The following is a 24,452-nucleotide window of genomic DNA, read 5'->3' as shown; positions in this document are numbered from 1 at the left end:
ACGGCCCCCAGGGTAGAAGCCGGCTTGTGATGGATAAATCCCGATCCGGCGGAAGCACTCTCCCGGATGCGGGACAGTGCGCCAGCGAGGTATCCGCAAACGCCGGGCGACGCCGTCGTCGCGCCGTGGACTAGCGCTCGCCGGTCTTGAGCCGGCTGGCAGGCGCCCGCGCTGCGCGCGGCCACGGCAGCACGCGCCAGCCGAAGTTGACCCCGGCCGCCGCCAGCAGGATCAGCAGCGCCCCGAGTACCTGCGTCCACGCCAGCGACTGCCCGAAGGCGATGCGATCGACCGCGATCGCCACCACCGGATAGATGAACGACAGCGCCCCGATCATCGCGGTGGGCAGCGCCTGAATGGCGCCGTACAGCAGCACGTACATCACCCCGGTGTTGACCACGCCGAGCACGACCAGATCCAGCCATTGGCCGGGACGGCTGGGCAAGGCATCGAAATGCACGAACGGCGCCAGCAACACGATGCCGATGCCCAGTTGCAGCAGCGCGAGCAGATGCGGCGGCGTGCCTTTCAGGTGCTTGGTGACGATCGACGACACCGCGTACAGAAACGCGGCACCGAGCGCCAGGGCGACGCCCTGCAGGTACTCGCCCGGCACCGCGAGCACCGCAGGCGCGATGCGCACCACGCCCACCAGGCCGACGAACGCCACCGCCAGCCACCCCACGGTCGAGGCGCTGATGCGCTCGCGGAACACGAGCGCGCCGAGCCCGACCAGCATGAACGGCTGCGTGTTGTAGACGGCGGTGGCCATCGAAATCGACGCGCGGCCGTAGGCGGCGAACAGCAGCAACCAGTTGCCCACGATCGCGATCCCGCCGAGCAGCACCAGCGCCAGCATCCGCGGCGAGAACGCCTTGCGCCGCAACAGGCCCAGCGCCGCGCAGACGATGAGCAGCGTGGCCGCGCCGAACAGGCAGCGGAAGAACACCACGTTGAACGGCGACTGCCCCGACGACACCACCAGCCAGCCGATCGTGCCGGACATGAGCATGGCCACGACCATCTCGGCCGCACCACGGCGAATCTCGTTCGAGGCCATCCCGGTTCCTTTCAATGCTGCGAACAGCCGTCATTGTAGAAACCGAAATTCCGCGAAAATATGCTTAAACTTAGGCCAATTGCGGAGTTCACCTAAAAAATGAAGGTCACCATGCAAACCCGCCTTTCCCCTCCCGCCATCGCCCCACTCGACGCGATCGACCGCGCCATCCTGGCTGCATTGGCGCAAGACGCGCGCATGGCGACCAGCGAACTGGCCCGGCAGATCGGCCTGTCGGCCCCGGCGACCGCCGACCGCGTGCGCCGGCTGCAGCACCAGGGCGTGATCGCCGGATTCACGGTCGAGCTCGATCCGCGCGCGCTGGGCTACACCTTGCAGGCGATCGTGCGGGTCAAACCGCTGCCGGGGCAGTTGCACCTAGTGGAGGAACTGCTGCAGCGCATCCCGGAATTCGTCGAGTGCGACAAGGTGACCGGCGAGGACTGCTTCATCTGCCGGCTGTACCTGCGCAACATCGAGCACCTGGACAGCATCCTGGCAAAAGTCACCGATCGCGCCGAAACCAACTCCGCCATCGTGAAGTCGACCCCGGTGCCGCGACGGCTGCCGCCGCTGGCCGAGGACGCCTAGCGCGATGCGCTAGCCACGCGGCTTGCAACAGACCACACAGCGCCAGGGGCGCAGGCCGGCGTGCGCCCCTGGCGGGCAGAAAGCGACGAGCAGTGAACCGGCGCGCGCCGAAAGTGGCATCGCGGCGAGCCCAAAACGACGCCAGGAAGCCGCTTTCACGAATCCCCATTCCCGACTCCCCATTCCCGGCCGTCGATCAACTCTTGCGCCGCGCCTCCAGCAGATCCAGGTTGCGGATCAGCCGCCGCGCGATCTCGTCGGAGATCTTGCGCTGGCGGGTCAGCTTGAACAGTTCCTGGCGTTCGGCCTGCAGGCCGGCGTGCCGCAGCTGGCGCAGCACCGAGTCCAGGCGCCGCGCCTCCTCCGGATCGCTCTCCATCGCCTCGCCATGGTCGAGATGGCGCTGGTACAGCGCGCTGACCCGGTTGGCGGCCTCGTTGTAGAGATCGGCGTGCTCGCTGTCCTGCACCAGCCGCTGGCGCAGCTTCTCCACCGCCGCCAGCGCCGCGCGCGAGGACTCGCGGCGGGCCAGGTCTTCCTCCAGGCGATCGGTCGGCTCTTCCGGCAACTCCAGGCCGCGCAGCAGCCGCGGCAGGCCGATGCTGGCGACCAGCAGCGAAGTGACGATCACCGCGCTGGCCAGGAAGATCGCCAGGTCGCGCGCCGGGAACGCGGCGCCGCCGGGCAGGGCCAGCGGCAGGGTCAGCACGCCGGCCAGGGTGATCGCGCCGCGCACGCCGGCCAGCGAGGTCGCCACCACGATCCGCCACGGCGGGCTCTGCCGGTCCTCGCCGCGACGGCGCGCCTTGAGCAGGGTCCAGCGCAGCGACAGCCACACCCACAGGAAGCGCAGCAACAGCAGGCCGACGTAGATCGCCAGCGCGTAGGCGGGCAGCCACCACGGGTCCAGGTGTCCGGCTTCGTCCATGTTGTGCATGGCGCCCTGCACGATGCCCGGCAACTGCTCGCCGAGCAGCACGAACATGATGCCGTTGAGGGTGAACTGGACCATGTCCCACACCGCCGAGCGCTGCACGCGCATGCTGCCCGGGGCGCGGCCGCTCAGTTCCACGTAGCTCATGGCGATGCCGGCGGCGACCGCGGCGAGGATGCCCGAGGCGTTGATCGCCTCGGCCAGCAGGTAGGCGGCGAACGGCAACAACAGGTTGACCAGGATCGCCGCGCCCGGCTCCTCGCCGACCTGGCGCCACACCCAGCGCTGCGCCAGGCTGGTGCCGACCACCACCGCGATGCCGGCGGCCACGCCGACCAGCGCCACCCACAGGAAGGTCAGCGAGGCATCGGCCAGCGAAAACGTGCCGGTGATCGCCGCGGCCACCGCGAACTGGAAGCAGACCAGGCCGGAGGCGTCGTTGAGCAGCGACTCGCCTTCCAGGATGTGCATCAGCCGCTTGGGGATCGGCGCGCGCGCGGCGATCGAGGACACCGCGATCGGATCGGTCGGCGACACCACCGCGGCCAGCGCGAACGCCACCGCCAGCGGCATGGTCGGGATCATCCAGTGGATCAGGAAGCCGGCGCCGATCACGGTGAACACCACCAGGCCCAGCGCCAGCTCCAGGATCACGCCCTTGTCGCGGAACAGGCCCTGCTTGGGGATGCGCCAGCCGTCCAGGAACAGCAGCGGCGGCAGGAACAGCAGGAAGAACAGCTCCGGCTCCAGCGCATAACCCTTCTTGAACACCCCGGCGATGATCGCGCCCAGGCCGATCTGCACCAGCGGCAACGGCAGCGAAAACGGCAGTACGCGCACCAGGTAGCCGCTGGCCACCACGGCCAGCAACATCGCCAAGACCACTTCGATCGAATGCATGCTCGTCCGGACGGCGGCGCCACGCCGGCGGCGCCGCCCATGAATGGGGGAGCCTGCAAGCAAAGCGCACCGCGGCGGCGATGTCCAGTGGTGCGGGCGGCGCGGTGTCCGGCCGTACTGCCGGGTCGGCAGGCGGCGCCGCGGACACAATCGCACCGACGTGGGGCTTCACCCTGATCGAGCCACTGCCGCCCGTCTCAAGATGCCGGTCCGTCCGGGCTCCGACGGCGACCATGCCGGTGCGGTCGCGCCGGTCCCGGCATGCGTGCCGCCGTCCCACCACGCCGCCCTCAGCGCGAGGCGGACACGTACTCCACGAAGATATGTCCGTTCACCCGCGCCACCGGGTCGTAGCCGGTGCACCAATAGGAATAGCCCACGTGCGGCCGGTCCGGACCATTGCCCTGCGCACCTGCGGGGACGTCGTCCATGTCGACCATCAGCGTCCAGTGTCGCGCCCGCGCGCCCTGCCCCGTGGTGACCTCGTAGCGCCACTCCACCGGCGTGGAGGGACCGGTGTCGCCGACGGCGGTCCTGGTCACCGAAAACTGGCTGAGCGACAACGTCAGGCCGGTCGCCGCCGACAACCGTGCGATGGCGCGCGCCTTCGCCGTACCCTCCTTGTTGCGCATCCGTGCCGCACTCTGGGTCAGCGGCGGGGCGTCCTGCAGATCTTCATCGTGGGCCGATAGCTGATAATTGTTGCGACTGCCGCGCAGTGCGACCATCGTCCTTTCTCCTGGTTGGGCTGCACCGCGCCCATCGCGGTACAACCGCAGCGTCGGCGGACGCTCACGCCACGGCCATCGGACCAGGACTGATTCCACGGGCGATGCATGCCTCTGCGTCGCCACGCGCGGACGACCGGGCGCCGCGGGACGCATCGTGACCCGACACGCCCCCGCGGGGGCGTCCAGGCGTGTCCCGAGGAGGCTACTATCCGGCGGCAGAGCCGGTGGCGGACACCGGCGCATTTTCGCCGGAGACCGCATGCTCACCATCCAGGAACTCAACCGCTTCATCGACGAACACGCGGCCGAAGGCAGCATTCCGCGGATCTGGGACCTGATCGGCGACCACTTCGTCCAAGCCCAGGCCGGCCTGCCGGCCGAGCACGCGATGGAGCGACGCGAGCTGTCCTTCCACGACCATGTGCGGCTGCTGGGTTATCTGTGCCTGCTGCTGGAGGGCGTGCCGGGCGATCTGATGGAGATCGGGGTGTGGAAGGGCAAGTCGCTGGTGCTGATGAACGAGGTGTCTGGCCGCCAGCGCCGGGTGATCGGCATGGATCCGTTCGCGCTGCCGAATCAGTTCGAGGAATTCAACCACTATCGGCAGCAGTTGCTGCCCAATGCGCGCTTCATCCGCGGCTATTCCGAATTCTGCGCCGAACATTTCTACGCCATGGAGCCGAAGGTGGCGCTGTTGCACATCGACGGCGGCCACACCGGGCGCAACGTGTTGCTGGATTTCCTGCTGTACGGGCCGAGCGTGGTCTCCGGCGGGTTCGTGGTGTTCGACGACTACGGCGACTGGGAATACTCGCCGGAGGTCGGTCCCGCGGTGGACCTGCTGCGCGCCGCCGGCTACTTCGGCGACTTCCATGTGCTCGGCTGCGCCCACGGCTTCGAGAACAGCTATGTGCTGCAGCGCCGCTGAGCCGGCGCGCCTTGGCCCTCCAGCGCGTGCCGGCAGCGCAAAGCGACGTTCCGAGAGCGGCATCGCCGGGATGATCCCGGCCAACCAACAGGACAAACATTTCCGACACACCGATCATCGGTCCTGGACCCTGAGCCCGACAGCCACTCAGGGTGCGGACGTCGCGGCGCGTCCGAAGCTGCAGCCGCGCTCAACCATAACGGCATGGCAGATAGCATGCCGCCAATTCATCGCCGAGGCGGCCACCCATGAAAAACACAACCGCCAAATGGCGAAACCATGAATATCTGGCGAGCATCATCGACAGCATCGATTCGATCGCGGCTGGACGACCGATCATTCGCGACGCTGATCTTTCCGGCATCAGCATCGGCCCATCTGCCATCCTGGAGCAGTTAAAAGCCGCAAATCTCTTCGAATCGAGGATCAGCAACACCGACCTGTCTTACTCGAAAATATCGGGAAGTGCGAACGATAGTTTCTTCATGAATGTCAGCTTCGAAAGTGCCAGCTTGAACGGAGCCCTTTTGTGCAGATCGGAAATAAAAAACTGCAACTTTTCAAAAAGCAAGCTTGTAATCAACATGGATGATGCGATCTGCGAAAAAACCGATTTCGTCAAAGCCAGGCTTTCCGGTGGATCTTGCGGAGTGGAGTACGGCGGCCGCCGGGTAAAATTCATGGACTGCGATTTTACCGGCGCAGTCTTTGACAGAGTCGAATTCAGAGCATCGACATTCATCAACTGCATCTTTGCCGATGCGAAATTCAGGAAATGCGACTTGCGTGGCGCCAGGTTTGAGGCTGGCGTTCTGCCACTGGCAGCCCAGTTTGAGGATATGGACATCCCTTCTCAGTGTCGGTGATCTCGTCGGCGCAGGCCGACGATGAGGCCTGCCTGCACTCGTATAGACCGTTCGCCGGAGCGCTGCCCGGCCTTGCGGCTGCACCACCGTGCGACAGGGCGCTCGCCTGAACCGCCCTGGATGCGAGCGACGGTACCCGCCAGCCCCCCCCCCTGTTCATCATTATCTGGACGGCGTGATGCAACCGCGTCGGCGCAGGCCGCGTAAAGACAGGTGCACGGCCGACTGGCCGCGCATCCCTTTCAAGGAGCAAGCCCATGAAGATCCACTTGCTGTCCCTGGCCCTCGCCGGCCTCGTCTCCCTGCCCGCCATGGCCGCCCCCAGCCAGGCCGCGATGCACGACCACGCCGCGATGAGCGAAGCCAAGCCGAATCCGATGGTCGGCGGCGCGCCGATGTACGCCACCAAGGACATCATCGACAACGCGGTCAACTCCAAGGATCACACCACCCTGGTCGCCGCGGTCAAGGCCGCCGGCCTGGTGGACACGCTGAAGGGCGCCGGCCCGTTCACCGTGTTCGCGCCGACCAATGCCGCCTTCGCCGCGTTGCCGGCCGGCACGGTCGACACGCTGCTCAAGCCGGAGAACAAGGAAAAGCTGACCCAGGTGCTGACCTACCACGTGGTCCCCGGCAAGCTCGATGCGGCGGCACTGCTGGCGCAGATCAAGGCCGGCGGCGGCAGCGCCAAGCTGACCACCGTGCAGGGCGAAACGCTGATCGCCAAGACCCGCGGCGGCAAGGTCACGCTCACCGACAGCAAGGGCAACACGGCGCACGTCACCACCGCCGACGTGATGCAGAGCAATGGCGTGATCCACGTGGTGGACAAGGTTTTGATGCCGTAAGCACGCGTCGGGGGGTGCATTGGCATCGCGGGGGCGGCTACGGCCGTCCCCGTTTTGCACGTCCACGCCTGCAACCGCGCCGCCGCGCCCCGATGGCGGCAACTGCAGCACGCACACGAGCGGTCAGTTGCCGGAATTCCCCGCGTGCGGCATGGGCACCTGCTCCGCCAGCACGCGCAAGTCATCCACGAAGCCTTGATAGGCGGCCTCGCCCGCCTCCCCGCCGCGCTGGCGCAGCACCCACGACGGATGCACGGTGGCCAGGGCGCGGGTGCCGTCGTCCAGCGCCTGCCATTGCCCACGTTGGGCCATCAGCTTGAAGCCGCTTCCCAGCACCGCGCGCGCCGCGGTCGCGCCCAGGCACAGCACGATGCGCGGACGCACTCGCGCCAGTTCGCCGGCCAGCCACATCCGGCAGGCCTCGACATGGGCTCGCTCGGGATTGCGATGCAGCCGCGCCTTGCCGCGCTGCTCGAAACGAAAATGCTTGACCGCGTTGGTGACGTACAGGCCTGCGCGTTCGACGCCCAGCTCCTGCAACGCGCGGTCGAACAAGCGCCCGGCCGGGCCGACGAAGGGACGCCCGCTCAGGTCCTCCTCGTCGCCAGGCTGCTCGCCCACCACCATCACTGCGGCATCCTGCGGACCTTCGCCGAACACGGTCTGGGTGGCCGGCTGCCACAGCGGACAGCGGCGGCAGTCGCGCGCCGCCGCGCGCAGCGCGTCGAGGCTGTCGTCGGCGGCCACCACCGGCGCCGGTGCCGGCGCGGGAATGCGCCGCCGCACCGGCTCGGGCGCGCGCTCGGCCATCTCGCGCACGCGCTGCCCGGCGTCGCGGATCAGCGTGGGCAGCAGTTGCGCTTCCGGCAGGTGCTTCCAGTATTTCTGCGGCATCTCCTGGCGCATCATCGTCGGATTGAGCCGCGCCGGGTTGAAGATGTTGGCGTAGTAGGTGCGCCACAGCGTGTCCTGCGCGTCGTCGGCCGGCGCATCGGCACGCTGCGCACCGGCGCCGAACTGCAGCGTCTCGCCGTCCCAGCGCACGCTGCGGTACGGGGTGAGGATCGCCCAGCGCATGCCGGCGAAACGGCGTGCGAAGAACGGCGCCACCCGATCGACGATGTGGTGTTCCGGCTCGAACCAGGCGATGTAGGCCTCCTGCTCGCCCGGCACCTCGCGGAAGCGCACGAAGGCCTTCATCTTGTGGCTGTCGCGGCGCACCGCCTGCGCCCATTGCTGGGTGCGGTGCACATCGGCATCGGTGACCCGCTGCAGCAGCGCGCGCTCGCCGCCGGCGATGCGCCACAGCAGCCGGTACAGCAGCGCATGCCGCTGCGGATCGCGATGGCACAGCACCGCACCGGCCAGCGCCAGGAACTCGGCCGACACCCGCGGCGGCGGCACCTGCGTCGGCAACGTCGCGACGTCGGTCCCGACCAGCAGGCCGCCCTGCGCATCGCCGTCCCAGGCCAGCGTCTCCGGCGCCACCTGCGCACACCACGCCGCCCGCGCCACCGCCCGCCACGCCTCCAGGCTCCACGGCGGCACCACCTCAGCCTGGAACATGCCCCGCTCCACGCATCAGCTCACCGAAACGAATGCAGAACAAGGCAACACAACCGCCAACACAGCATCCGCAACCATCGCCGCGCGTGCAGATGTTGCTGTTGCTGTTGCTGTTGCTCGTGATGTTGCTTTTAAAACTTCCCGCCTTAAAGCGAGCCGAGCACCGGAGTGGCGAGCGGCCGAAGAGGCGCCCTTGTTTGAGCGAAGCGAGTTTGGGCGCCGTGCCGCTCGCCGCGAGGAGCGCAGGGGACCGGTGCGGCCGTATCGCACCGGCTCGTGTCAGGCGGGAGCGGTTTTGGTGACTTTTGCCAAGACAAAAGTCACTCGCGCCCGTAGGCGCGAAAGCCTTTGCTGTTGCTGTTGCTGTTGCTGTTGCCGTTGCCGTTGCCGTTGCCGTTGCCGTTGCCGCAAGCATGGCAACACCCCACCCCACCGCGTCAATCAAACAAGCCCCCCTGCCGCGGTGCCGGCGCCAGTTGCGCACGCAGCCGCTGCGGATCGTCCAGCCGCTGCCGCGGATGGTGGTCCAGCACACTGACGAACGGCAGCAACTTCTTCAGCGGCACCCGCAGCCGCGCCAGGTCCTCGACCCGCAGCCGCGCATGCCGCCGCGCCAGCAGCAAGCGCTCGACGTTGCGGGTGCCCAGCCCCGGCACGCGCAACAACAGTTCGCGCGCGGCGGTGTTGAGATCCACCGGGAATCGCTCCGGGTTGCGCAGCGCCCACGCCAGCTTGGGGTCCACGTCCAGATCGAGCATGCCGCTGGCCGCAGGCGGGGCGATCTCCTCCACCGAGAAGTCGTAGAACCGCAGCAGCCAGTCGGCCTGGTACAGGCGGTGCTCGCGCTGCAACGGCGGCGCCTGCAGCGGCAGCTTGCTGGAGGCGTCGGGAATCGGGCTGAACGCGGAGTAGTAGACCCGGCGCAGGCGATAGTTGCCGTAGAGATTGTGGCTGGTGTGCAGGATCGCGCGATCGTCCGCGCCGTCGGCGCCGACGATCATCTGCGTGCTCTGCCCGGCCGGGGCGAAGCGCGGCGGCTTGGCGCGGACGCGGGTTTCGGCCTTGCGCGCCTCCTTGCTCTCCTCGATGCGCCAGCGCAATTCGCCCATCGCCGCACGGATGCCGCCGACGTTCTTCTCCGGCGCCAGTTGCGCCAGGCCGCGCTCGGTCGGCAACTCCACGTTGATGCTGAGCCGGTCGGCGTAGCGGCCGGCGGCGGCGAGCAGCTCCGGCGCCGCGTCGGGAATGGTCTTGAGATGGATGTAGCCGGCGAAGCGGTGCTCCTCGCGCAGCTGCCGCGCCACTTCCACCAGTTGCTCCATGGTGTAGTCGCTGTTGCGGATGATGCCGCTGGAGAGGAACAGCCCTTCGATGTAGTTGCGCTTGTAGAAATCCAGGGTCAGCTTGACCACTTCGGCCGGGGTGAAGCGCGCGCGGCGCACGTTGCTGGACACGCGGTTGACGCAGTACGCGCAGTCGAAGACGCAGAAGTTGGTCAGCAGGATCTTCAGCAACGACACGCAGCGCCCGTCGGGCGTGTACGAATGGCAGATGCCCATGCCCTCGGTGCTGCCGATGCCGCCGCTGCGCAGCGAATGGCGCTTGTCGGCGCCGCTGGAGGCGCAGGACGCGTCGTACTTGGCCGCGTCGGCGAGCACGGCGAGTTTCTCGAGGGTATTCACCGGCCGACGATGCCGGGTCCGCGTCTCAAACGGTGAGACGCGGATGCGGTGCGGCCTTCACCGCGATGAATCGCTCAGGTCGATCTCCTGGCGTTCAGGCCGCCACGCGCGCCGCGGCGCCGTCGAAGCGGTAGATGTCCATCGCCAGCAGGCCGGCGTCGATCCCCGCATCGATGCGCTGCGCGCCCAGCCCGTCCGCGCCGGCCGCACCCATCGCCACATAGATCGGCAGCCAGTGCTCGTCGGTGGGATGCGCGCGCTCGGCGAACGGCGCCTGCCGGCGGTAGTCGAGCATCGCCGGCACGTCGTCGCGGCGCAACGCCTGCTCGGTCCATTCGATGAACGGACGCACGTAGGGCACTTCCTTGCCCTCGGCGTAGCGGCCGAAGTCGTGCAGGTTGTGGGTGATGCTGCCCGAGCCGATCACCAGCACGCCGTCCTCGCGCAGCGGCGCCAGTGCGCGGCCCAGCGCCAGGTGGTGCTCCGGCCCGAGTTCCGGCTGGATCGACAGCGGCACCACCGGGATGTCGGCCTGCGGGTACAGCAGCGACAGCGGCACCCACACGCCGTGGTCCAGCCCGCGACGCTCGTCCAGCACCGGCGCCAGCCCGGCCTGCGCCAACAGCTCGGCGACCTGCTGGGCCACGGCCGGCGCACCCGGCGCCTGGTACTGCATCGCGTACAGCGCCTGCGGGAATCCGCCGAAGTCGTGGATGGTCTGCGGCTGCGCCGCGGCGCCGACCAGCGGCCGCCTGCCCAGCCAGTGCGCCGAGGCCAGCACGATGGCGCGCGGTCGCGGCAGCGTCGCCGCCAGTTCGGCCAGCCGCGTGCCGACCAGGCCGGGCTGCAGCGCGGTCATCGGCGAACCGTGCGAGATGTACAGGGAAGGCAAACGCGCCATGGCAGGTCTCCACAGTGGGGGGCGGCACGGTGGCGCGCGCGGCCAGCGCCGGGCGTTCGTGCAGGCGACCAGGGTATTTCCGCCATCTGCGGGAATAAATTACCCTGCCGCCGACGATCCATTTCAGGAACCGAAACAATGGACACGCTGGAGGCGATGCGGGTCTTTGTCGCCGTCGTCGACCGCAACGGCTTCAACGCCGCTGCCGACGCGCTGGGCATTTCCACCGCCAGCGTCACCCGCCAGGTGGCGTGGCTGGAACAGCGCCTGGGCTCACGCCTGCTCAACCGCACCACCCGCCGGGTCAGCCCGAGCAGTGTCGGCGCGGCGTATTACCAGCGCTGCCAGTTGCTGCTGGCCGAGTTCGACGACATGGAGGCGGCGGTCGGCGAGCAGGCGCTGACGCCCTCCGGCACGCTGCGGATCAACGCACCGTTCAGTTTCAGCGTCGCCCGGCTGGGCCCGCGCCTGGCCGGCTACAGCGCGCGCTATCCGCAGGTCGCCCTCGATCTGTCGCTGTCCGACCGCCTGGTGGACATCGTCGAGGAAGGCTACGACCTGGCGATCCGCATCACCCGCCAGGTGGCGCCCACCTTGATCGCGCGCAAGCTCGGCGAAGTGCAGGCGTTCCTGTGCGCGTCGCCGGACTACCTGGCGCGTGCCGGCACCCCGCAGCTGGCCGCCGACCTCGCCGGCCACGCCTTCCTCAGTTACAGCTACGTGCAGGACGACCTGACCCTGCACGGCCCCGACGGCGCGACCCAGGTGCGGGTGGCCGGCACGCTGCGCGCCAACTGCGGCGACGTGCTGCGCGAGGCGGCCATCGCCGGCATGGGCGTCACCGTGCAACCGGACTTCATGGCCGAAGCGGCGCTGGAGGACGGCCGCCTGGTGCGGGTGCTGCCCGACCATGAGATCGGGCCGATCGGCGTCTACGCGGTGTACGCCAGCCGCAGCCACCTGGCGCCGAAGGTGCGCAGCTTCATCGACTACCTGGTCGAAGTGGGCATCGATCGCACGATGCGCTCCCCGGCCGAGAGCTGAACCGCAGCGCGCGGACCGGACACAACATCCCGCCGATGGCGCTGATCGCGGCGGCCGCGCATGCGCACAATGCCCGCGCTTTTCCCCCTCACCTTCAGGAGTCCGCGTATGAGCAAGATCGCGATCGTCTACTTCAGCGGCTACGGCCACACCGTCAAGCAGGCCGAGGCCGTGCACGCCGGCGCCGCCAGCGTCGGCGAAGCCACGCTGTACCGCATCGACCAGGACGGCAACCTGCCCGACGGCGCCTGGGAGGCCATCGGCCAGGCCGACGCCATCGTCTACGGCAGCCCGACCTACATGGGCGGCCCGGCCTGGCAGTTCAAGAAGTTCGCCGACGCCAGCTCCAAGCCGTGGTTCTCGCAGGCCTGGAAGGACAAAATCGCCGCCGGCTTCACCAACTCGGCCTCGGTCAACGGCGACAAGTTCGCCACCATCGAATACTTCTGGACCCTGGCCCAGCAGCACGGCCAGATCTGGGTTGGCACCGGCCTGCTGCCGTCCAACACCAAGGCGCACGGCCCGGACGACGTGAACTGGACTGCCGGCTCCGGCGGCGCGCTGGCGATCTCGCCGTCCGACGCCTCCCCGGACGAGGCGCCGCGCAGCGGCGACCTGGAGACCGCGCGCCTGCTCGGCAAGCGCGTGGCCGAGTTCGCGGCCAAGCTCAAGGGCTGAGCCTCCTCGGTGCCGCCTGCAAAGGGCGGCATCCTCCATCTCGACTGCCGTGGTGCCTGCGGCGATGCGATGCCCATTCGGCGCCCGGCCTTCCCGGTCGGGCGCTGCTCGACGCCGCGATCGCGGCCGCGGCGCCGCCGCCTGTTCCCTCTATTTCCACTTCACCCGCCGGCCTCGACCAGCGCCATCGCGCTACGCCGTGCCGCCAGCGGCATGCGCCGCGCGCAAGTGATCGATGAACACCCGCAGCTTCGGCGGCAGGTGTTCGCGCGCCGGGTAGTAGATATGCCAGCCGGCGAACGGCGCATGCCAGTCGTCCAGCACCCGCTGCAACCGCCCGGCGGCGACATCGGCCGCCACCTGCCATTCGAACGCCTGGCCCAGGCCCAGCCCACGGCGCGCGGCGTCCAGGCCGACCGCGGTGTCGTTGACCACCAGCCGCCCGGCGACTTCGACCAGAAAATCGTGGCCGTCGCGGGTGAACTCCCAGGCCTGCAGGCGGCCGTCGGTGCGCCGCCAGCGGATGCAGTCGTGTTCGGCCAGTTCGGCCGGCGTCTGCGGCGTCCCGTGCGCGGCGAAGTAGGCCGGCGCGGCCACCACCGTCTGCCGCTGCGGCGGACCCACCGGCACCGCGATCATGTCGCGCGCCAGGCTCTCGCCCAGGCGGATGCCGGCGTCGAAGCCGCCGGCGACGATATCGGCCAGGGTCCGGTCCGAATACAACTCCACGCTGACCTCCGGATAGCGGGCCAGGAACGCCGGCAGCTGCGGGCACACCAGTTGCTCGGCGGCCACCAGCGGCAGGTTGATGCGCAGCGTGCCGGCCGGGCGGTCGCGCAGGAAATCCAGGTCGGCGAAGGCCGCGTCGATCTGCGCCAGGCCCGGCGCCACCCGCTGCAGGAAGCGCTCGCCGTGCTCGCTCAGCCCGACCCGGCGGGTGGTGCGGTTGAGCAGGCGTGCGCCCAGTTGCGCCTCCAGCGCGCGCAGCGTCTGCGACAGCGCCGAGGGCGAGACGCCCAGCTCGGCGGCGGCGCGGGTGAAGCTGCCATGGTGGGCGACGCGGACGAAGGCGACGACGGCGGACAGCGGCGAGGGACGGTGCATGGCGGGCGGGCAGCAAGGGAGGACGGACGCGGCAGGCGCCGGTCATTGTGTAGCACAGCTTCAAAGCCCATGCGGATTACCAGGATTTATCCAGGGCGACGCGGCGCCTACAGTGCCCCGCACCCTCACCTGGAGACCGCCGCGATGGCCCTCGATCACTACCGCCTGCTCGGCCGTTCCGGCCTGCGCGTCAGCCCGCTGTGCCTGGGCACCATGACCTTCGGCGCCGACTGGGGCTGGGGCGCGGACGAAGCCGAGGCACGCCGCCTGTTCGACCTGTACGTCGATGCCGGCGGCAACTTCCTCGATACCGCCAACATCTACACCAACGGCAGCGCCGAGACCCTGCTAGGCCGCTTCGCTGCCGGTCGCCGCGACCGGCTGGTGATCGCCAGCAAGTTCGCGCTCAATCCCTTCCCCGGCGACCCCAACGGCGGCGGCAACCACCGCAAGGCGCTGCTGCGCTCGGTCGACGCCAGCCTGGCGCGGCTGGGCACCGATTACCTGGACCTGCTGTATCTGCACGCCTGGGACGGCACCACCGGCATCGACGAGGTGATGCGCGGCTTCGACGACCTGGTGCGCGCCGGCAAGATCCTCTACGCCGGCATCTCCGACACCCCCGCCTGGCAGGTGGCGCGCATGCAGACCCTGGCCGACCTGCGCGGCTGGACGCCGTTCGTCGCCCTGCAGATCGAGTACTCGCTGGCGCAGCGCACGGTCGAGCGCGAACTGGTGCCGATGGCCGAGGCACTGGGCATGTCGGTGCTGGCCTGGTCGCCGCTGGCGATGGGCGTGCTCACCGGCAAGTACGGCGCCGCCGATCTGGCGCGGGTGCGCTCGGCCGCCTCCGGCGGCGCGCAGGTCGATGGCGTGGGCCGCGCCGAGGTCGCGCATTCGCAACGCACCTTCAACGAACACGCGCTGGCGGTCGCCGAGACGGTGGTGGCGCTGGCCGCCGAGCTGCAGCGCTCGCCGGCGCAGGTGGCGCTGGCCTGGCTGCTGGCGCGCGGGGCGATGCCGATCGTCGGCGCGCGCAGCGTGGCGCAATTGCAGGACAATCTGGGCGCACTCACCCTGCACCTGGATGCCGAGGCGCTGCAGCGGCTGGATGCCGCCAGCGCGATCGAACTGGGCTTCCCGCACGACTTCCTGGCCTCGCCCAACCCGCAGGCGCTGCTGAGCGGCGGCACCCGCATCCAGCCGCGCTGAGCGCGGCGTCCTGCCCCTTCGTACACGAGCACCATTCCATGGCATCCATCGCGAACGCGTTGCCGAGCAACATGACCCTGGCCGAGGCCGAAGCGGCCGGCATCGCGCAGATCGCCGCGCTGATGGGCCCGCAGCAGGGCGCGGCGATCCGCGCCCTGGCCGACGACGCAGACACCGCACTGAGCGGCCGCGGCGCCGCCATCGCCTTCGCCGAGATCTACCGCGCCGACAGCGCGCTGGACCTGAAGACCCGCGAACTGGTCACGGTGGCGGTGCTGGCCAGCCTCGGCCACGCCGCACCGCAGTTGCGCCTGCATCTGCGCGCCGCGCAGGCGGCCGGCGCCAGCCGTGCAGAGATCTTCGCCGTGCTCGACCAGTTGTACGCCTACGTCGGCTTCCCCACCGCGCTCAATGCCCTGGCCGTCGCCCGCGACGCGCTGGGCCCGTCCTCACCCTGAGCGAACCGCCCGGCGGCCACGCTTTCCCTCCCCTCCCCCTCAGGAGCATCCTCCATGCAAACCCGCACCCTCGGCCGCAACGGCCCCCGCGTCTCCGCCCTCGGCCTCGGCTGCATGGGCATGAGCGCGTTCTACGGCGGCCGCAGCGACGACGCCGCCTCGATCGCGGTCATCCATGCCGCGATCGAGCACGGCGTCAGCCTCATCGACACCGCCGACATGTACGGCCCGCACACCAACGAAGTGCTGGTGGGCAAGGCGCTGGCCGGGCGCCGCGACCAAGTCGTGCTGGCGACCAAGTTCGGCATCAAGCTCGACCCCAACGACCCGGCCGCACGCGGCATCGACGGCCGCCCGGAATACGTGCAGTCGGCCTGCGAGGCCAGCCTGCGCCGGCTCGGCGTGGACCACATCGACCTGTACTACCAGCATCGGGTGGATCCGAACGTGCCGATCGAGGACACGGTCGGGGCGATGGCGCGGCTGGTGGAACAGGGCAAGGTGCGCTTCCTCGGCCTGTCCGAAGCCGCCGCGGCCACCATCCGCCGCGCGCACGCGGTGCATCCGATCACCGCGCTGCAGAGCGAGTACTCGCTGTGGTCGCGCGACCCGGAACACGACGGCGTGCTGGAGACGGTGCGCGAGCTGGGCATCGGCTTCGTGCCGTACTCGCCGCTGGGCCGCGGCTTCCTGACCGGGGCGATCCGTTCGCCGGAGGACTTCGAGGCCGACGACTACCGGCGCCATTCGCCGCGCTTCCAGGGCGAGAACTTCGACCGCAACCTGCAGCTGGTGGAGCGGGTACGTGAGCTGGCGCAGGCCAAGGGCGTGACCCCGGGGCAACTGGCGCTGGCCTGGGTGCTGGCGCAGGGCGAGGACCTGGTGCCGATCCCGGGCACCAAGCGCCTGGCCTACCTGGAAGAGAACCTGGGCGCGCTGCAGGTGAAGCTGAGCGCCGAGGAACTGGCGCAGATCGAGGCGATCTTCCCCGCCGACGCCGCCGCCGGCCATCGCTACCCCGCCGCCTCGCGCGGCGCGCTGCAGGGCTGAACCGCGCCCCCGGCCGCGGCGCGGGTCGATTGCCCGCGCCGCCCCGGCCCCGCATGATGCGGGGGTGATCTCCTTCATCGTCCCCGCGCACGACGAAGCCGCCCTGATCGGCGACACGCTGGCCTCGCTGCATGTCGCCGCCCAGGCGCTGCGGCTGGACTGCGAGACGCTGGTGGTGGCCGATGCCTGCCGCGACGGCACCGCCGAGATCGCGCGCCGGCACGGCGCGCAGGTGCTGGAGGTGGAACTGCGGCACATCGCCGCCGTGCGCAATGCCGGCGCCGCCGCCAGCCGCGGCCGCCATCTGCTGTTCGTCGATGCCGACACCCGGGTCAACACCCCGCTGCTGGCCGCGGCGCTGCGCGCGCTCGGCACCGGCGCGGTCGGCGGCGGCGCGCAGGTGCGCCTGCTCGGCGACATCGCCTGGCACGAGCGCCTGGCGCAGACGCTGTTCGGTTGGCTGTTCCGCTGCACCGGCATCGCCCCCGGCTGCTTCCTGTTCTGCACGCGCAGCGCCTTCGTCGCCGCCGGCGGCTTCGACGAGCGCTACTACGCCGGCGAGGACGTGGCGCTGAGCCGCGCACTGGCGCGGCAGGGACGCTTCGTGATCCTGCGCGAGCCGGTGCACACCTCCGACCGCAAGCTGCGCAGCTTCAGCAAGCGCGAGCACCTGGGGCTGCTGTTGCGCCTGCTGCGCCGCGGCCGCAGCCTGCTGCGCTCGCGCGACGGACTTGGCTTCTGGTACGGGCAGCGTCGCGGGCGCTAACGCGCCGCCCATTTCCGCACAGATTGCGTCGGGTCGGCAAAGCGGTTGCGCCCGACGCGGGCGACTTCCTACTGCCTGCAAATGCGCGAGAACGGCACCCTGGACATCAGGAACGCGGCAATGGCGGACCGGCAGGCGATCGTGACGCTGATGGCGGCACTGGACTACGCCGGAACCGAGGACTTCATCGAGGCGCGCCTGGCGCAGCTCCTGGCACATCCGGACGCGGCCTTGCTGTTGGCCGCCTCAGGGGACGACGTCCTGGGTGTGTTGTCGCTGCACTTTCTGCCGCAGTTGGCATTGGCCGGCGACATCTGCCGCATCAGCTATTTCTGCGTCGACGATCGCGCGCGCGGCGCCGGGGTGGGACAGCGTTTGCTGGCAGAGGGCGAGGCACTGGCGCGGCAGCGCGGCTGCGACCGCCTGGAGGTGCACTGCCACAGCCGGCGGGAACGCGCGCACGCCTTCTATCGGCGCGAAGGCTTTGTCGAAGCGCCCACGTATTTCGCCAGGTCGCTGCGCGATTGAGGATTGTCTGAGGTCGCCAGCCGCAGACAGCGGCGCGATCTTCGCAAGAGCGGTTGCCGGCGCCGAGCCGCTGGCAGTACGCTGCGCGCCCCTTGTGCGAGCTTTACGGATGAGCGTCCACACCAGCAGGCCCATCGCGCTGCGCATCCTCGGCACGGGCGAGTATCTGCCCGCGCAGCAGGTGCCGGCGGAGGCCTTCGACCGGCGCTGGGGCAAGCCCGCCGGCTGGACCCTGCGGCATACCGGGGTCGCCACGCGGCACTACGCGGGCGCCGACGAGCCGGCCACCTTCATGGGCGAACGCGCCGCGCGCGCGGCGCTGCAGGCGGCGCAGTTGCAGGCGCACGAGGTCGATTGCGTGATCAGCGCCTGTAGCCTGATGGAACAGGCGATCCCGTGCAGCGCGGCGCTGCTGCACGCGCGGCTGGGCCTGCAGGGAAGCGGCATCCCCGCCTTCGACATCAACGCCACCTGCCTGAGCTTCATCGCCGCGCTCGACCTGGCCGCCTGCGCGATCGCCGCCGGCCGCCATCGCCGCGTGCTGATCGTCTCCAGCGAGATCGCCAGCGTCGGCCTCAATCCGGACGATGCGGATACCGCGCCGCTGTTCGGCGACGGTGCCGCCGCGGTGGTGCTCGGCGCCGACGACGGCGCCAGCGGTTCGCAATTGCTGGCGGCGCGGCTGGAAACCTATTCCGAAGGCATCGACCACTGCCGCGTGCGCGCCGGCGGCACCCGCCTGCGCCTGGATCACGGTGTCGAGGCGCTGCGCGCCGGTTCGCAATTCGAAATGAACGGCCGCGCCACCTATCGCCTCGCCGCGGCGAAGCTGCCCGGTTTCCTGCAGCGGCTGCTGGCGCAGGCCGGGGTCGATCTGGCGCAGCTGCGGCGGATCGTGCCGCACCAGGCCAGCGCCAAGGCGCTGCGTCACCTGCGCGTGGCGCTGGGGCTGGCGCCGGACGCGCTGATCGAGGTGATCGGCCAGCGCGGCAACCAGATGGCGGCCTCCATTCCGAGTGCGCTGCACCAGGCGATCCACAGCGGCCGCATCGTCCGCGGCGACCTGATCGGCCTGGTCGGCTCCGGCGCCGGGCTGGCGTTCGGCGGCGCGGTGTTGCGTTACTGACATGGCACGCGTCCTGGTCACCGGCGCGTCCGGCTTCATCGGCGCCTACATCGTGCGCGCCCTGGCCGATGCCGGCGTAGCGGTGCGCGCCAGCGGTCGCGACGCCGCCAAGCTGGCGGCCTTCGCCGGCAATCCGCGGATCGAGGTCGTGCCCGCCGAGCTGTGTCGCGATGACCTGGCGCCGTTGCTGCGCGGCTGCGATGCGGTGATCCACTGCGCTGCGTTGTCGGCACCTTGGGCCAGCGCCGAGACCTTCCGCCTGGCCAACGTGGTCGCCACCGAACGCCTGCTCGCCGCCGCGCTGGCCGCACGCGTGCGCCGCTTCGTGCACTTCAGTTCGCCCAGCATCTACTTCCGCTTCGCCGATCAATACCAGATCACCGAAGACTTCACCCCGCCGCCGCGCTGGATCGGCGGCTACCCGCAGACCAAGTGGGAAGCCGAGGAGAAGGTGCGCGCGGCGGCGGCGGCCGGACTGCCGGCGGTGGTGCTGCGCCCGCGCGCGGTGTTCGGCCATGGCGACAACGCGATCGTGCCGCGCTTGCTGGCGGTGGCGCAGCGCGGCTGGTTCCCGCTGGTCAACGGCGGCCGCGCGATGATCGATGTGTGCTGCGTGGAGAACGCGGTGGCCGCGGCGCTGGCTGCGCTGCGCGCCGAGCACATCGGCGATGGCCGCGCCTACAACATCAGCAACGGCGTGCCGATCGCGGTGCGCGACCTGCTGACCGAACTGTTCGCGGTGCTGCGCCTGCGCGTGCGGCTGTTGCCGCTGCCGCGCGGACCGGCGTTGGCACTGGCCACGCTCGGCGAGCAGATCGCGCTGCGCCGTCGCGGGCAACCGGAGCCGCGGCTCAGCCGCTACGGTATCGGCGTGCTCGGCTATTCGCAGACGCTGGACATCGGCCGCGCCCGCCGCGAACTCGGCTATGCGCCCGTGCTGTCGACCGAGGCCGGGCTGGCCGCGCTGGGGCGGCCATGAGCGTACCCAGGCTGCAGTGGCGGCTGTACGAAGCCGGTCACTGCACGCATCCGGAGCGCGCCACGCGCCGCGGCGCGCCGCTGGCGCCATGTCCGTTTCCGGCGCTGGCGGCCCTGCTGCAGCATCCGCAGCAGGGCGACCTGTTGTTCGACACCGGCTACGCCCGTCATTTCTTCGATGCCACCGCGCGCTTTCCCGAACGCCTGTACCGCTGGCTGACGCCCGTGCAATTGGCACCCGGGCAATCGCTGCGCGAACAACTCGCCCGCGACGGCGTGGATGCGGACCGCATCGGCTGGATCGTGCTGTCGCATTTCCATGGTGACCACGTCGGCGGCGTCGCCGATTTCCCACACGCGCGCCTGGCCTGCGCGCAAAAGGCCTGGGACGATCTGCAGCGCCGCGGCCGGCTGGCCGCGCTGCGCGAAGGTTTCCTGCCGGCACTGCTGCACGGCGCGCGCCCGCGCATGCACTGGATCGAGGCGCTGCCCGCGGCGCTGTCGCCCGCCGCGCTGCGCGACTTCGGCACGCCGCGCGACCTGTTCGGCGACGGCAGCGTGCTGCTGGTGCCGCTGCCCGGGCATGCGCCCGGCCACTACGGCCTGTGGTTCGAGGACGCGCACGGCCCGGTGTTCCTGATCGCCGACGCGGCCTGGTCCAGCGCTGCGCTCGCCGACGGCACGCCGCCGCCAGCCCTGGTCACCCACCTGCTCGGCGAGCATCGCGTCTATCGCGACACCCTGGCGCGGCTGCATGCGCTGCGCCAGGCCGAGCCGGGCTTGCGCCTGGTGCCCTCGCATTGTCGGCAATGGCGGCCGGCACCGGCGGAGCACCCGCATGGCTGAGGCCCCCGGCGTGCTGATCACCGGCGCACGCGCGCCGGTCGCCCTGGACCTGGCGCGCCGCTTCGCCGCGCAGGGTTGGCGGGTGCACCTGGCCGACAGCGTCGCCAGTCGCATCTCCGGCTGGTCGCGCGCGGTGGCCGCGCATCACCGCGTCGCGCCGGCACGCGATGCGTCGCGCGCGTGGCTGGCCGATCTCAACGCCCTGCTCGCCCGCCAGCGCATCGACGTGCTGGTGCCGACCTGCGAGGAAGTGTTCTACCTGGCCCGCTATCGCAGTGCGCTGCCGGCGCAGTTGCAGCTACCGTTGCACGACTTCGCCACGCTGCGCACGCTGCACAGCAAGTATCACTTCATGGAACTGGCGCGTGGACTCGGCAGCGATGTGGAGGTGCCGGCCAGCGTGCGCGTGCGTAGCCTGGCGCAGGCACGCGAGTGGGCTGGTTCCGAACCGCTGGTGCTCAAACCGGAGTTCTCACGCTTCGGCGTGCATGTGCGGCTGTACCCGCAAGGCGTGCCCACCGATGCCACGCCGCTGCCCGCGCAGGGCGACTGGGTCGCACAGCGCTACTGTGAGGGCGAGGAACGCTGCTCGTATGCGCTGGCGCGCGACGGCATGTTGCTGGCGCATGCGGTGTACCGCCCGCGCTATCGGCTGCGGCGCAGCTCCAGCTATTACTTCGACGCGGCGCCGGATCCGCAGATCGAGCGCTTCACCGTGCAACTGGTGCAGGCGCTGCGCTTCACTGGGCAGATTTCCTTCGACTGGATGGTCTCCGCGCAAGGTCGCTGCAGCGTGATCGAATGCAATCCGCGTGCGACCAGCGGCCTGCACCTGTTCGCCGCGGCCGATCCGCTGGTGGCCTTGCTGTGCGGCGACGCGGGCGATGCGCCGGCGCCGTTGCGCCCGGCCGACGACCGCGCAGCGATGCTGGGCATGCTGATGCTCGGCGCGGCCTTGCCGGCGGCGCTGGGCCAGGGCCGGCTGCGACAGTGGCGCCACGACTACGCGCGCGCCGAGGACGTACTGGCGCCGCGCGGCGACCGCTGGCCGCTGGCCGGCACGCTGTGCGATCTGGGCAGCCACGCGCGCCTGGCGCTGGCACAACGCTGCAGCGTGCGCGAAGCCGCCACCCGCGATACCGAGTGGGACGGCGAGGCACTGCCGCCGCCATGAGCCATGGCGACGCCGCCGCCGCAGCCGCCGACTACGCCACGAAGCTGCAACGCTTCGCCGCGCTGCACGCCGGCGGCGACGCGCAGCGGTTGGCCGACAACGCACATGCGCGCATCGAGGTATTGCAGGCGGGCGACCTGGCGCTGCCGGTGACGGTCGGCGAACGCCACCCCGGCAACGCCTGGGTCTGCTCGCCGCGCACCACCTATGCCGACTACGCCGCCGAGGAAGCCGCGCGGCTGTTGCCGGGCGCGCTGGCCGCGCCGGTACGCGGCCTGTGCGGCGGCATCGGCGCTTGGCTGGACTGGGCACGGATCGACCGCGCGGTCACCCTCAACAACTGGCTGCTGTCCACCAACCTGTACCCGCCGCTGCCGCCGAGCGGCTTGCGGGCGTTGCTGGATGCCGCACGCGCGCGCTGGCCCGACCACGCGCTGTGGTTCCGCTCGCTCAACGCGGTGGACACGCCGCAGTGGCTGCACGCGCTGCAGGCCGAAGGCTTCACCCTGATCGCCAGCCGCCAGGTCTACCTGTACGAGGACTGGCCGCGACTGTTGCGCCATCGCGATCTGGCCCGCGACCTCAAGCTGGTCGAGCGCCGTGACCTGCAGCGCTGCGGCAACGACGCCATCGGCGAGGCCGACTATCCGCGCATCGCCGCGCTGTATGCGCAGCTGTATCTGGAGAAATATTCGCACTGCAATCCGGCCTACCACGCCGGCTTCCTGCGCGGTTGGCACCGCGCCGGGCTGCTGCGCTTCGACGGCTTCCGCGATGGCGACGGGCAACTGGTCTGCATCACCGGCCTGTTCGGCATCGGCGGCACCGTCACCGCACCGATCGTCGGCTACGACCTGCAGCTGCCGCAGCGGCTGGCGCTGTACCGCACCCTCACCGCCTGCGGCATCGACCATGCGCGACGGTATGGCCAGCGCCTCAACCAGAGCGCCGGCGCGGCCAGTTTCAAGCGCCAGCGCGGCGGCACGCCGGTCATCGAGTACAGCGCGGTCGATGCGCGCCACCTGCCGCTGCGGCGACGCCAGCCGATCGCCGCGCTCGGCGCCCTGACCCGGCGCATCGGTGTCCCGCTGATGCGCCAGTACCGGCTGTGAGGCCAAGCAGCGCCAAGCCCGAAGGCGGGCCGTAATCGTTTTCAGCGTCGATCGCGCATGCCGCGTCGGCTGCCCGACACTGGCACTGGCATATACTTTGCTGCATCTGCAACACCTCATCGCCGCTGCGGCCCGGAACATCTGTGGAATGGATTGCGCATCTGGCCCATGCCGGCACCTTGCTGATCGTCAACGCATTGCTCGCGGCGGTGTCCTCGGCGATGTTCCTGGCGCTGTACGTCACCGGCCGCAAGGAACGGCACGCCCGCAGCCTGTTGCTGCTGACGCTGAGCTACGGCGTGTTCACCCTGGGCTTCGGCACCCTGCTGGCGCCGGCCTGGCACTACATGGACGTCTGGGTCGCGCCCGCCGGCAACGTCACCCTCGACGTGGCCACCGCACTGACACTGGTGGCGGTAAACGCCTACCTGCGACGCCCGCTGCTGCAGTGGACATTGCTGGTCCCGATCGCGCTGCTCTGCGCGCTGGAACTCTACAGCCTGCACTACACAGGCCTCGATCACCGCATCATGGTGATCTTCGGCGGCCTGGTGCGCGGCATGCTGACCCTGGCCACCGCGGTGGCGTTGTGGCGCCACGCCGACAGCACCGTACGCACGCCGGCGCGCTTCACGGCCGTCTTCCATTTCCTGTGGGCCGGCATGGTCGGGCTGCGGGTGGTCTGGTGGGCCGTCCATCCCGACGTCGATACCAGCTACGACCCGACCACCAACTTCGGCCTGCTCTCGCGCATCGTGCTGACCGCCAGCATCACCCCTGGCTTCCTGTGGATGCTGACCCGCGAAATGAACGCGGAACTGCGGCGGCACGCCTCGCAGGATCCGCTCACCGGGGTCACCAACCGCCGGGTGATGTGGGAGCGCGGCGAGGCGGCGACCCTCGATGCCGCACGCAAGCGGGCGTCGATCGCGGTGCTGATGATCGACGTGGACCATTTCAAGGCGATCAACGACCGCTTCGGCCATGCGGTCGGCGACCAGGTGCTGGTCGCCATCGCGCAGACCCTGACGCAGCACATCCGCATGCCGGACCTGCTGGCGCGCATCGGCGGCGAGGAGTTCATGGTGCTGATTCCGCAGGGCGACGAGGCGTCGGTGCGCGATCTCGCCGAACGCCTGCGGCGGCGCATCGAGCAGCAACAGATCGATGCCGCGCCGGAGGCGCCGCTGGTGTGCACGGTGAGCATCGGCTACTGCCTGTCGTCGCCCGGGGCGCAGGCGTCCTGGCAGACCCTGGTGCTGGCCGCCGACCAGGCGCTGTACGCGGCCAAGCGCGCCGGCCGCAACCGGGTCGCCGGCACCACCCTCACATGAACGCGCGCGGCGCGCGGCACACCACGCGCGTGGCG

At 70.1% G+C, this 24,452-nt stretch carries 24 protein-coding genes; 17 read left to right on the top strand and 7 right to left on the bottom strand.

Annotated features, from left to right (window positions below; genetic code table 11):
* Positions 1-130 precede the first annotated feature (130 nt).
* Entirely contained in the window at positions 131-1,060 is a 930-nt protein-coding gene (locus CEK66_RS01735) for a DMT family transporter (RefSeq protein ID WP_152235751.1), read from the bottom strand.
* 111 nt (positions 1,061-1,171) lie between these two features.
* Here CEK66_RS01735 and CEK66_RS01730 point away from each other — a divergent pair, with 111 nt between their 5' ends.
* Positions 1,172-1,651, top strand: a complete 480-nt coding sequence (locus tag CEK66_RS01730; protein WP_017907652.1) for an Lrp/AsnC family transcriptional regulator — start codon at positions 1,172-1,174, stop codon at positions 1,649-1,651.
* A gap of 196 nt (positions 1,652-1,847) precedes the next feature.
* Here the strand turns inward: CEK66_RS01730 and CEK66_RS01725 are convergent, their stop codons facing one another.
* Together CEK66_RS01725 and CEK66_RS01720 are read right to left on the bottom strand one after the other, a co-directional pair.
* Positions 1,848-3,485 (bottom strand): Na+/H+ antiporter, encoded by a 1,638-nt coding sequence (locus CEK66_RS01725; RefSeq protein ID WP_152235750.1) that lies wholly within the window; start codon positions 3,483-3,485, stop codon positions 1,848-1,850.
* 290 nt (positions 3,486-3,775) lie between these two features.
* The gene (locus tag CEK66_RS01720) at positions 3,776-4,213 is read right to left on the bottom strand and encodes a hypothetical protein (protein ID WP_152235749.1); all 438 of its coding nucleotides are present in this window, start codon (positions 4,211-4,213) and stop codon (positions 3,776-3,778) included.
* A gap of 262 nt (positions 4,214-4,475) precedes the next feature.
* Here CEK66_RS01720 and CEK66_RS01715 point away from each other — a divergent pair, with 262 nt between their 5' ends.
* The 3 genes from CEK66_RS01715 to CEK66_RS01705 all read left to right on the top strand — a co-directional run bounded on the left by CEK66_RS01715 (position 4,476) and on the right by CEK66_RS01705 (position 6,858).
* On the top strand, positions 4,476-5,144 hold the full coding sequence (locus CEK66_RS01715; protein WP_152235748.1) for a class I SAM-dependent methyltransferase: 669 nt from the start codon (positions 4,476-4,478) through the stop codon (positions 5,142-5,144).
* A gap of 248 nt (positions 5,145-5,392) precedes the next feature.
* Positions 5,393-6,010, top strand: a complete 618-nt coding sequence (locus CEK66_RS01710) for a pentapeptide repeat-containing protein (RefSeq protein WP_226978462.1) — start codon at positions 5,393-5,395, stop codon at positions 6,008-6,010.
* 257 nt (positions 6,011-6,267) lie between these two features.
* The gene (locus CEK66_RS01705; RefSeq protein ID WP_017911977.1) at positions 6,268-6,858 is read left to right on the top strand and encodes a fasciclin domain-containing protein; all 591 of its coding nucleotides are present in this window, start codon (positions 6,268-6,270) and stop codon (positions 6,856-6,858) included.
* A gap of 123 nt (positions 6,859-6,981) precedes the next feature.
* On the opposite strand, the gene CEK66_RS01700 is transcribed toward CEK66_RS01705, so the two are convergent.
* From CEK66_RS01700 to CEK66_RS01680, 3 genes are all read right to left on the bottom strand, one after another.
* Positions 6,982-8,424 carry a UdgX family uracil-DNA binding protein gene (locus tag CEK66_RS01700; RefSeq protein ID WP_152235747.1) on the bottom strand — a complete coding sequence of 481 codons (1,443 nt, stop codon included), beginning with the start codon at positions 8,422-8,424 and terminating at the stop codon, positions 6,982-6,984.
* 437 nt (positions 8,425-8,861) lie between these two features.
* Complete coding sequence (locus CEK66_RS01685; protein WP_152235746.1) at positions 8,862-10,106, bottom strand: putative DNA modification/repair radical SAM protein; 1,245 nt, start codon at positions 10,104-10,106, stop codon at positions 8,862-8,864.
* A gap of 94 nt (positions 10,107-10,200) precedes the next feature.
* Positions 10,201-11,007 carry a class III extradiol ring-cleavage dioxygenase gene (locus tag CEK66_RS01680; RefSeq protein WP_152235745.1) on the bottom strand — a complete coding sequence of 269 codons (807 nt, stop codon included), beginning with the start codon at positions 11,005-11,007 and terminating at the stop codon, positions 10,201-10,203.
* Positions 11,008-11,145: 138 nt separating this feature from the next.
* Between CEK66_RS01680 and CEK66_RS01675 the strand changes: the two genes are divergently transcribed.
* The gene (locus CEK66_RS01675) at positions 11,146-12,051 is read left to right on the top strand and encodes a LysR family transcriptional regulator (protein WP_017909607.1); all 906 of its coding nucleotides are present in this window, start codon (positions 11,146-11,148) and stop codon (positions 12,049-12,051) included.
* 108 nt (positions 12,052-12,159) lie between these two features.
* Positions 12,160-12,729 (top strand): flavodoxin family protein, encoded by a 570-nt coding sequence (locus CEK66_RS01670; RefSeq protein WP_152235744.1) that lies wholly within the window; start codon positions 12,160-12,162, stop codon positions 12,727-12,729.
* A 192-nt stretch (positions 12,730-12,921) separates the two neighbouring features.
* On the opposite strand, the gene CEK66_RS01665 is transcribed toward CEK66_RS01670, so the two are convergent.
* Entirely contained in the window at positions 12,922-13,833 is a 912-nt protein-coding gene (locus tag CEK66_RS01665) for a LysR family transcriptional regulator (RefSeq protein WP_152235743.1), read from the bottom strand.
* A 144-nt stretch (positions 13,834-13,977) separates the two neighbouring features.
* Here CEK66_RS01665 and CEK66_RS01660 point away from each other — a divergent pair, with 144 nt between their 5' ends.
* The 11 genes from CEK66_RS01660 to CEK66_RS01610 all read left to right on the top strand — a co-directional run bounded on the left by CEK66_RS01660 (position 13,978) and on the right by CEK66_RS01610 (position 24,417).
* Complete coding sequence (locus CEK66_RS01660) at positions 13,978-15,045, top strand: aldo/keto reductase (RefSeq protein ID WP_152235742.1); 1,068 nt, start codon at positions 13,978-13,980, stop codon at positions 15,043-15,045.
* 38 nt (positions 15,046-15,083) lie between these two features.
* Positions 15,084-15,503, top strand: coding sequence for a carboxymuconolactone decarboxylase family protein (locus CEK66_RS01655; RefSeq protein WP_152235741.1), 420 nt, complete (start codon positions 15,084-15,086; stop codon positions 15,501-15,503).
* 54 nt (positions 15,504-15,557) lie between these two features.
* Positions 15,558-16,553, top strand: coding sequence for an aldo/keto reductase (locus tag CEK66_RS01650; RefSeq protein WP_017909601.1), 996 nt, complete (start codon positions 15,558-15,560; stop codon positions 16,551-16,553).
* A gap of 64 nt (positions 16,554-16,617) precedes the next feature.
* Entirely contained in the window at positions 16,618-17,319 is a 702-nt protein-coding gene (locus tag CEK66_RS01645) for a glycosyltransferase (protein WP_043093436.1), read from the top strand.
* An 81-nt stretch (positions 17,320-17,400) separates the two neighbouring features.
* Positions 17,401-17,847, top strand: coding sequence for a GNAT family N-acetyltransferase (locus CEK66_RS01640; RefSeq protein WP_208602381.1), 447 nt, complete (start codon positions 17,401-17,403; stop codon positions 17,845-17,847).
* A 109-nt stretch (positions 17,848-17,956) separates the two neighbouring features.
* Positions 17,957-18,973 (top strand): 3-oxoacyl-[acyl-carrier-protein] synthase III C-terminal domain-containing protein, encoded by a 1,017-nt coding sequence (locus CEK66_RS01635; protein ID WP_152235740.1) that lies wholly within the window; start codon positions 17,957-17,959, stop codon positions 18,971-18,973.
* A 1-nt stretch (position 18,974) separates the two neighbouring features.
* Positions 18,975-19,952 carry an NAD-dependent epimerase/dehydratase family protein gene (locus CEK66_RS01630; protein ID WP_152235739.1) on the top strand — a complete coding sequence of 326 codons (978 nt, stop codon included), beginning with the start codon at positions 18,975-18,977 and terminating at the stop codon, positions 19,950-19,952.
* On the top strand, positions 19,949-20,797 hold the full coding sequence (locus CEK66_RS01625; protein ID WP_152235738.1) for an MBL fold metallo-hydrolase: 849 nt from the start codon (positions 19,949-19,951) through the stop codon (positions 20,795-20,797). The genes CEK66_RS01630 and CEK66_RS01625 overlap by 4 nt, the downstream gene beginning before the upstream one ends.
* A complete protein-coding gene (locus CEK66_RS01620; RefSeq protein ID WP_152235737.1) occupies positions 20,790-21,971 on the top strand; it encodes an ATP-grasp domain-containing protein in 1,182 nt (393 codons plus the stop codon). The genes CEK66_RS01625 and CEK66_RS01620 overlap by 8 nt, the downstream gene beginning before the upstream one ends.
* Entirely contained in the window at positions 21,968-23,083 is a 1,116-nt protein-coding gene (locus tag CEK66_RS01615) for a hypothetical protein (RefSeq protein WP_152235736.1), read from the top strand. The genes CEK66_RS01620 and CEK66_RS01615 overlap by 4 nt, the downstream gene beginning before the upstream one ends.
* Before the next feature lie 143 nt (positions 23,084-23,226).
* A complete protein-coding gene (locus tag CEK66_RS01610; protein WP_152235735.1) occupies positions 23,227-24,417 on the top strand; it encodes a GGDEF domain-containing protein in 1,191 nt (396 codons plus the stop codon).
* Positions 24,418-24,452: the final 35 nt, after the last annotated feature.

The sequence above is a fragment of the Xanthomonas sp. LMG 12460 genome, from assembly GCF_009192895.1.
In the GTDB taxonomy this organism is placed as follows: domain Bacteria; phylum Pseudomonadota; class Gammaproteobacteria; order Xanthomonadales; family Xanthomonadaceae; genus Xanthomonas_A; species Xanthomonas_A sontii.
The sequence above is the reverse complement of the archived record's forward strand: the minus strand, read 5'-3'. Positions and strand labels throughout refer to the sequence as shown.

Bases quoted from the DNA above. Each gene is read 5' to 3' on its own strand.
- CEK66_RS01620 (WP_152235737.1), top strand. From the start codon at position 20,790: ATGGCTGAGGCCCCCGGCGTGCTGATCACCGGCGCACGCGCGCCGGTC.
- CEK66_RS01700 (WP_152235747.1), bottom strand. From the start codon at position 8,424: ATGTTCCAGGCTGAGGTGGTGCCGCCGTGGAGCCTGGAGGCGTGGCGG.
- CEK66_RS01670 (WP_152235744.1), top strand. From the start codon at position 12,160: ATGAGCAAGATCGCGATCGTCTACTTCAGCGGCTACGGCCACACCGTC.
- CEK66_RS01725 (WP_152235750.1), bottom strand. From the start codon at position 3,485: ATGCATTCGATCGAAGTGGTCTTGGCGATGTTGCTGGCCGTGGTGGCC.
- CEK66_RS01680 (WP_152235745.1), bottom strand. From the start codon at position 11,007: ATGGCGCGTTTGCCTTCCCTGTACATCTCGCACGGTTCGCCGATGACC.
- CEK66_RS01630 (WP_152235739.1), top strand. From the start codon at position 18,975: ATGGCACGCGTCCTGGTCACCGGCGCGTCCGGCTTCATCGGCGCCTAC.
- CEK66_RS01660 (WP_152235742.1), top strand. From the start codon at position 13,978: ATGGCCCTCGATCACTACCGCCTGCTCGGCCGTTCCGGCCTGCGCGTC.
- CEK66_RS01640 (WP_208602381.1), top strand. From the start codon at position 17,401: ATGCGCGAGAACGGCACCCTGGACATCAGGAACGCGGCAATGGCGGAC.
- CEK66_RS01715 (WP_152235748.1), top strand. From the start codon at position 4,476: ATGCTCACCATCCAGGAACTCAACCGCTTCATCGACGAACACGCGGCC.
- CEK66_RS01705 (WP_017911977.1), top strand. From the start codon at position 6,268: ATGAAGATCCACTTGCTGTCCCTGGCCCTCGCCGGCCTCGTCTCCCTG.
- CEK66_RS01650 (WP_017909601.1), top strand. From the start codon at position 15,558: ATGCAAACCCGCACCCTCGGCCGCAACGGCCCCCGCGTCTCCGCCCTC.
- CEK66_RS01615 (WP_152235736.1), top strand. From the start codon at position 21,968: ATGAGCCATGGCGACGCCGCCGCCGCAGCCGCCGACTACGCCACGAAG.
- CEK66_RS01675 (WP_017909607.1), top strand. From the start codon at position 11,146: ATGGACACGCTGGAGGCGATGCGGGTCTTTGTCGCCGTCGTCGACCGC.
- CEK66_RS01665 (WP_152235743.1), bottom strand. From the start codon at position 13,833: ATGCACCGTCCCTCGCCGCTGTCCGCCGTCGTCGCCTTCGTCCGCGTC.
- CEK66_RS01720 (WP_152235749.1), bottom strand. From the start codon at position 4,213: ATGGTCGCACTGCGCGGCAGTCGCAACAATTATCAGCTATCGGCCCAC.
- CEK66_RS01735 (WP_152235751.1), bottom strand. From the start codon at position 1,060: ATGGCCTCGAACGAGATTCGCCGTGGTGCGGCCGAGATGGTCGTGGCC.
- CEK66_RS01730 (WP_017907652.1), top strand. From the start codon at position 1,172: ATGCAAACCCGCCTTTCCCCTCCCGCCATCGCCCCACTCGACGCGATC.
- CEK66_RS01655 (WP_152235741.1), top strand. From the start codon at position 15,084: ATGGCATCCATCGCGAACGCGTTGCCGAGCAACATGACCCTGGCCGAG.
- CEK66_RS01710 (WP_226978462.1), top strand. From the start codon at position 5,393: ATGAAAAACACAACCGCCAAATGGCGAAACCATGAATATCTGGCGAGC.
- CEK66_RS01625 (WP_152235738.1), top strand. From the start codon at position 19,949: ATGAGCGTACCCAGGCTGCAGTGGCGGCTGTACGAAGCCGGTCACTGC.
- CEK66_RS01635 (WP_152235740.1), top strand. From the start codon at position 17,957: ATGAGCGTCCACACCAGCAGGCCCATCGCGCTGCGCATCCTCGGCACG.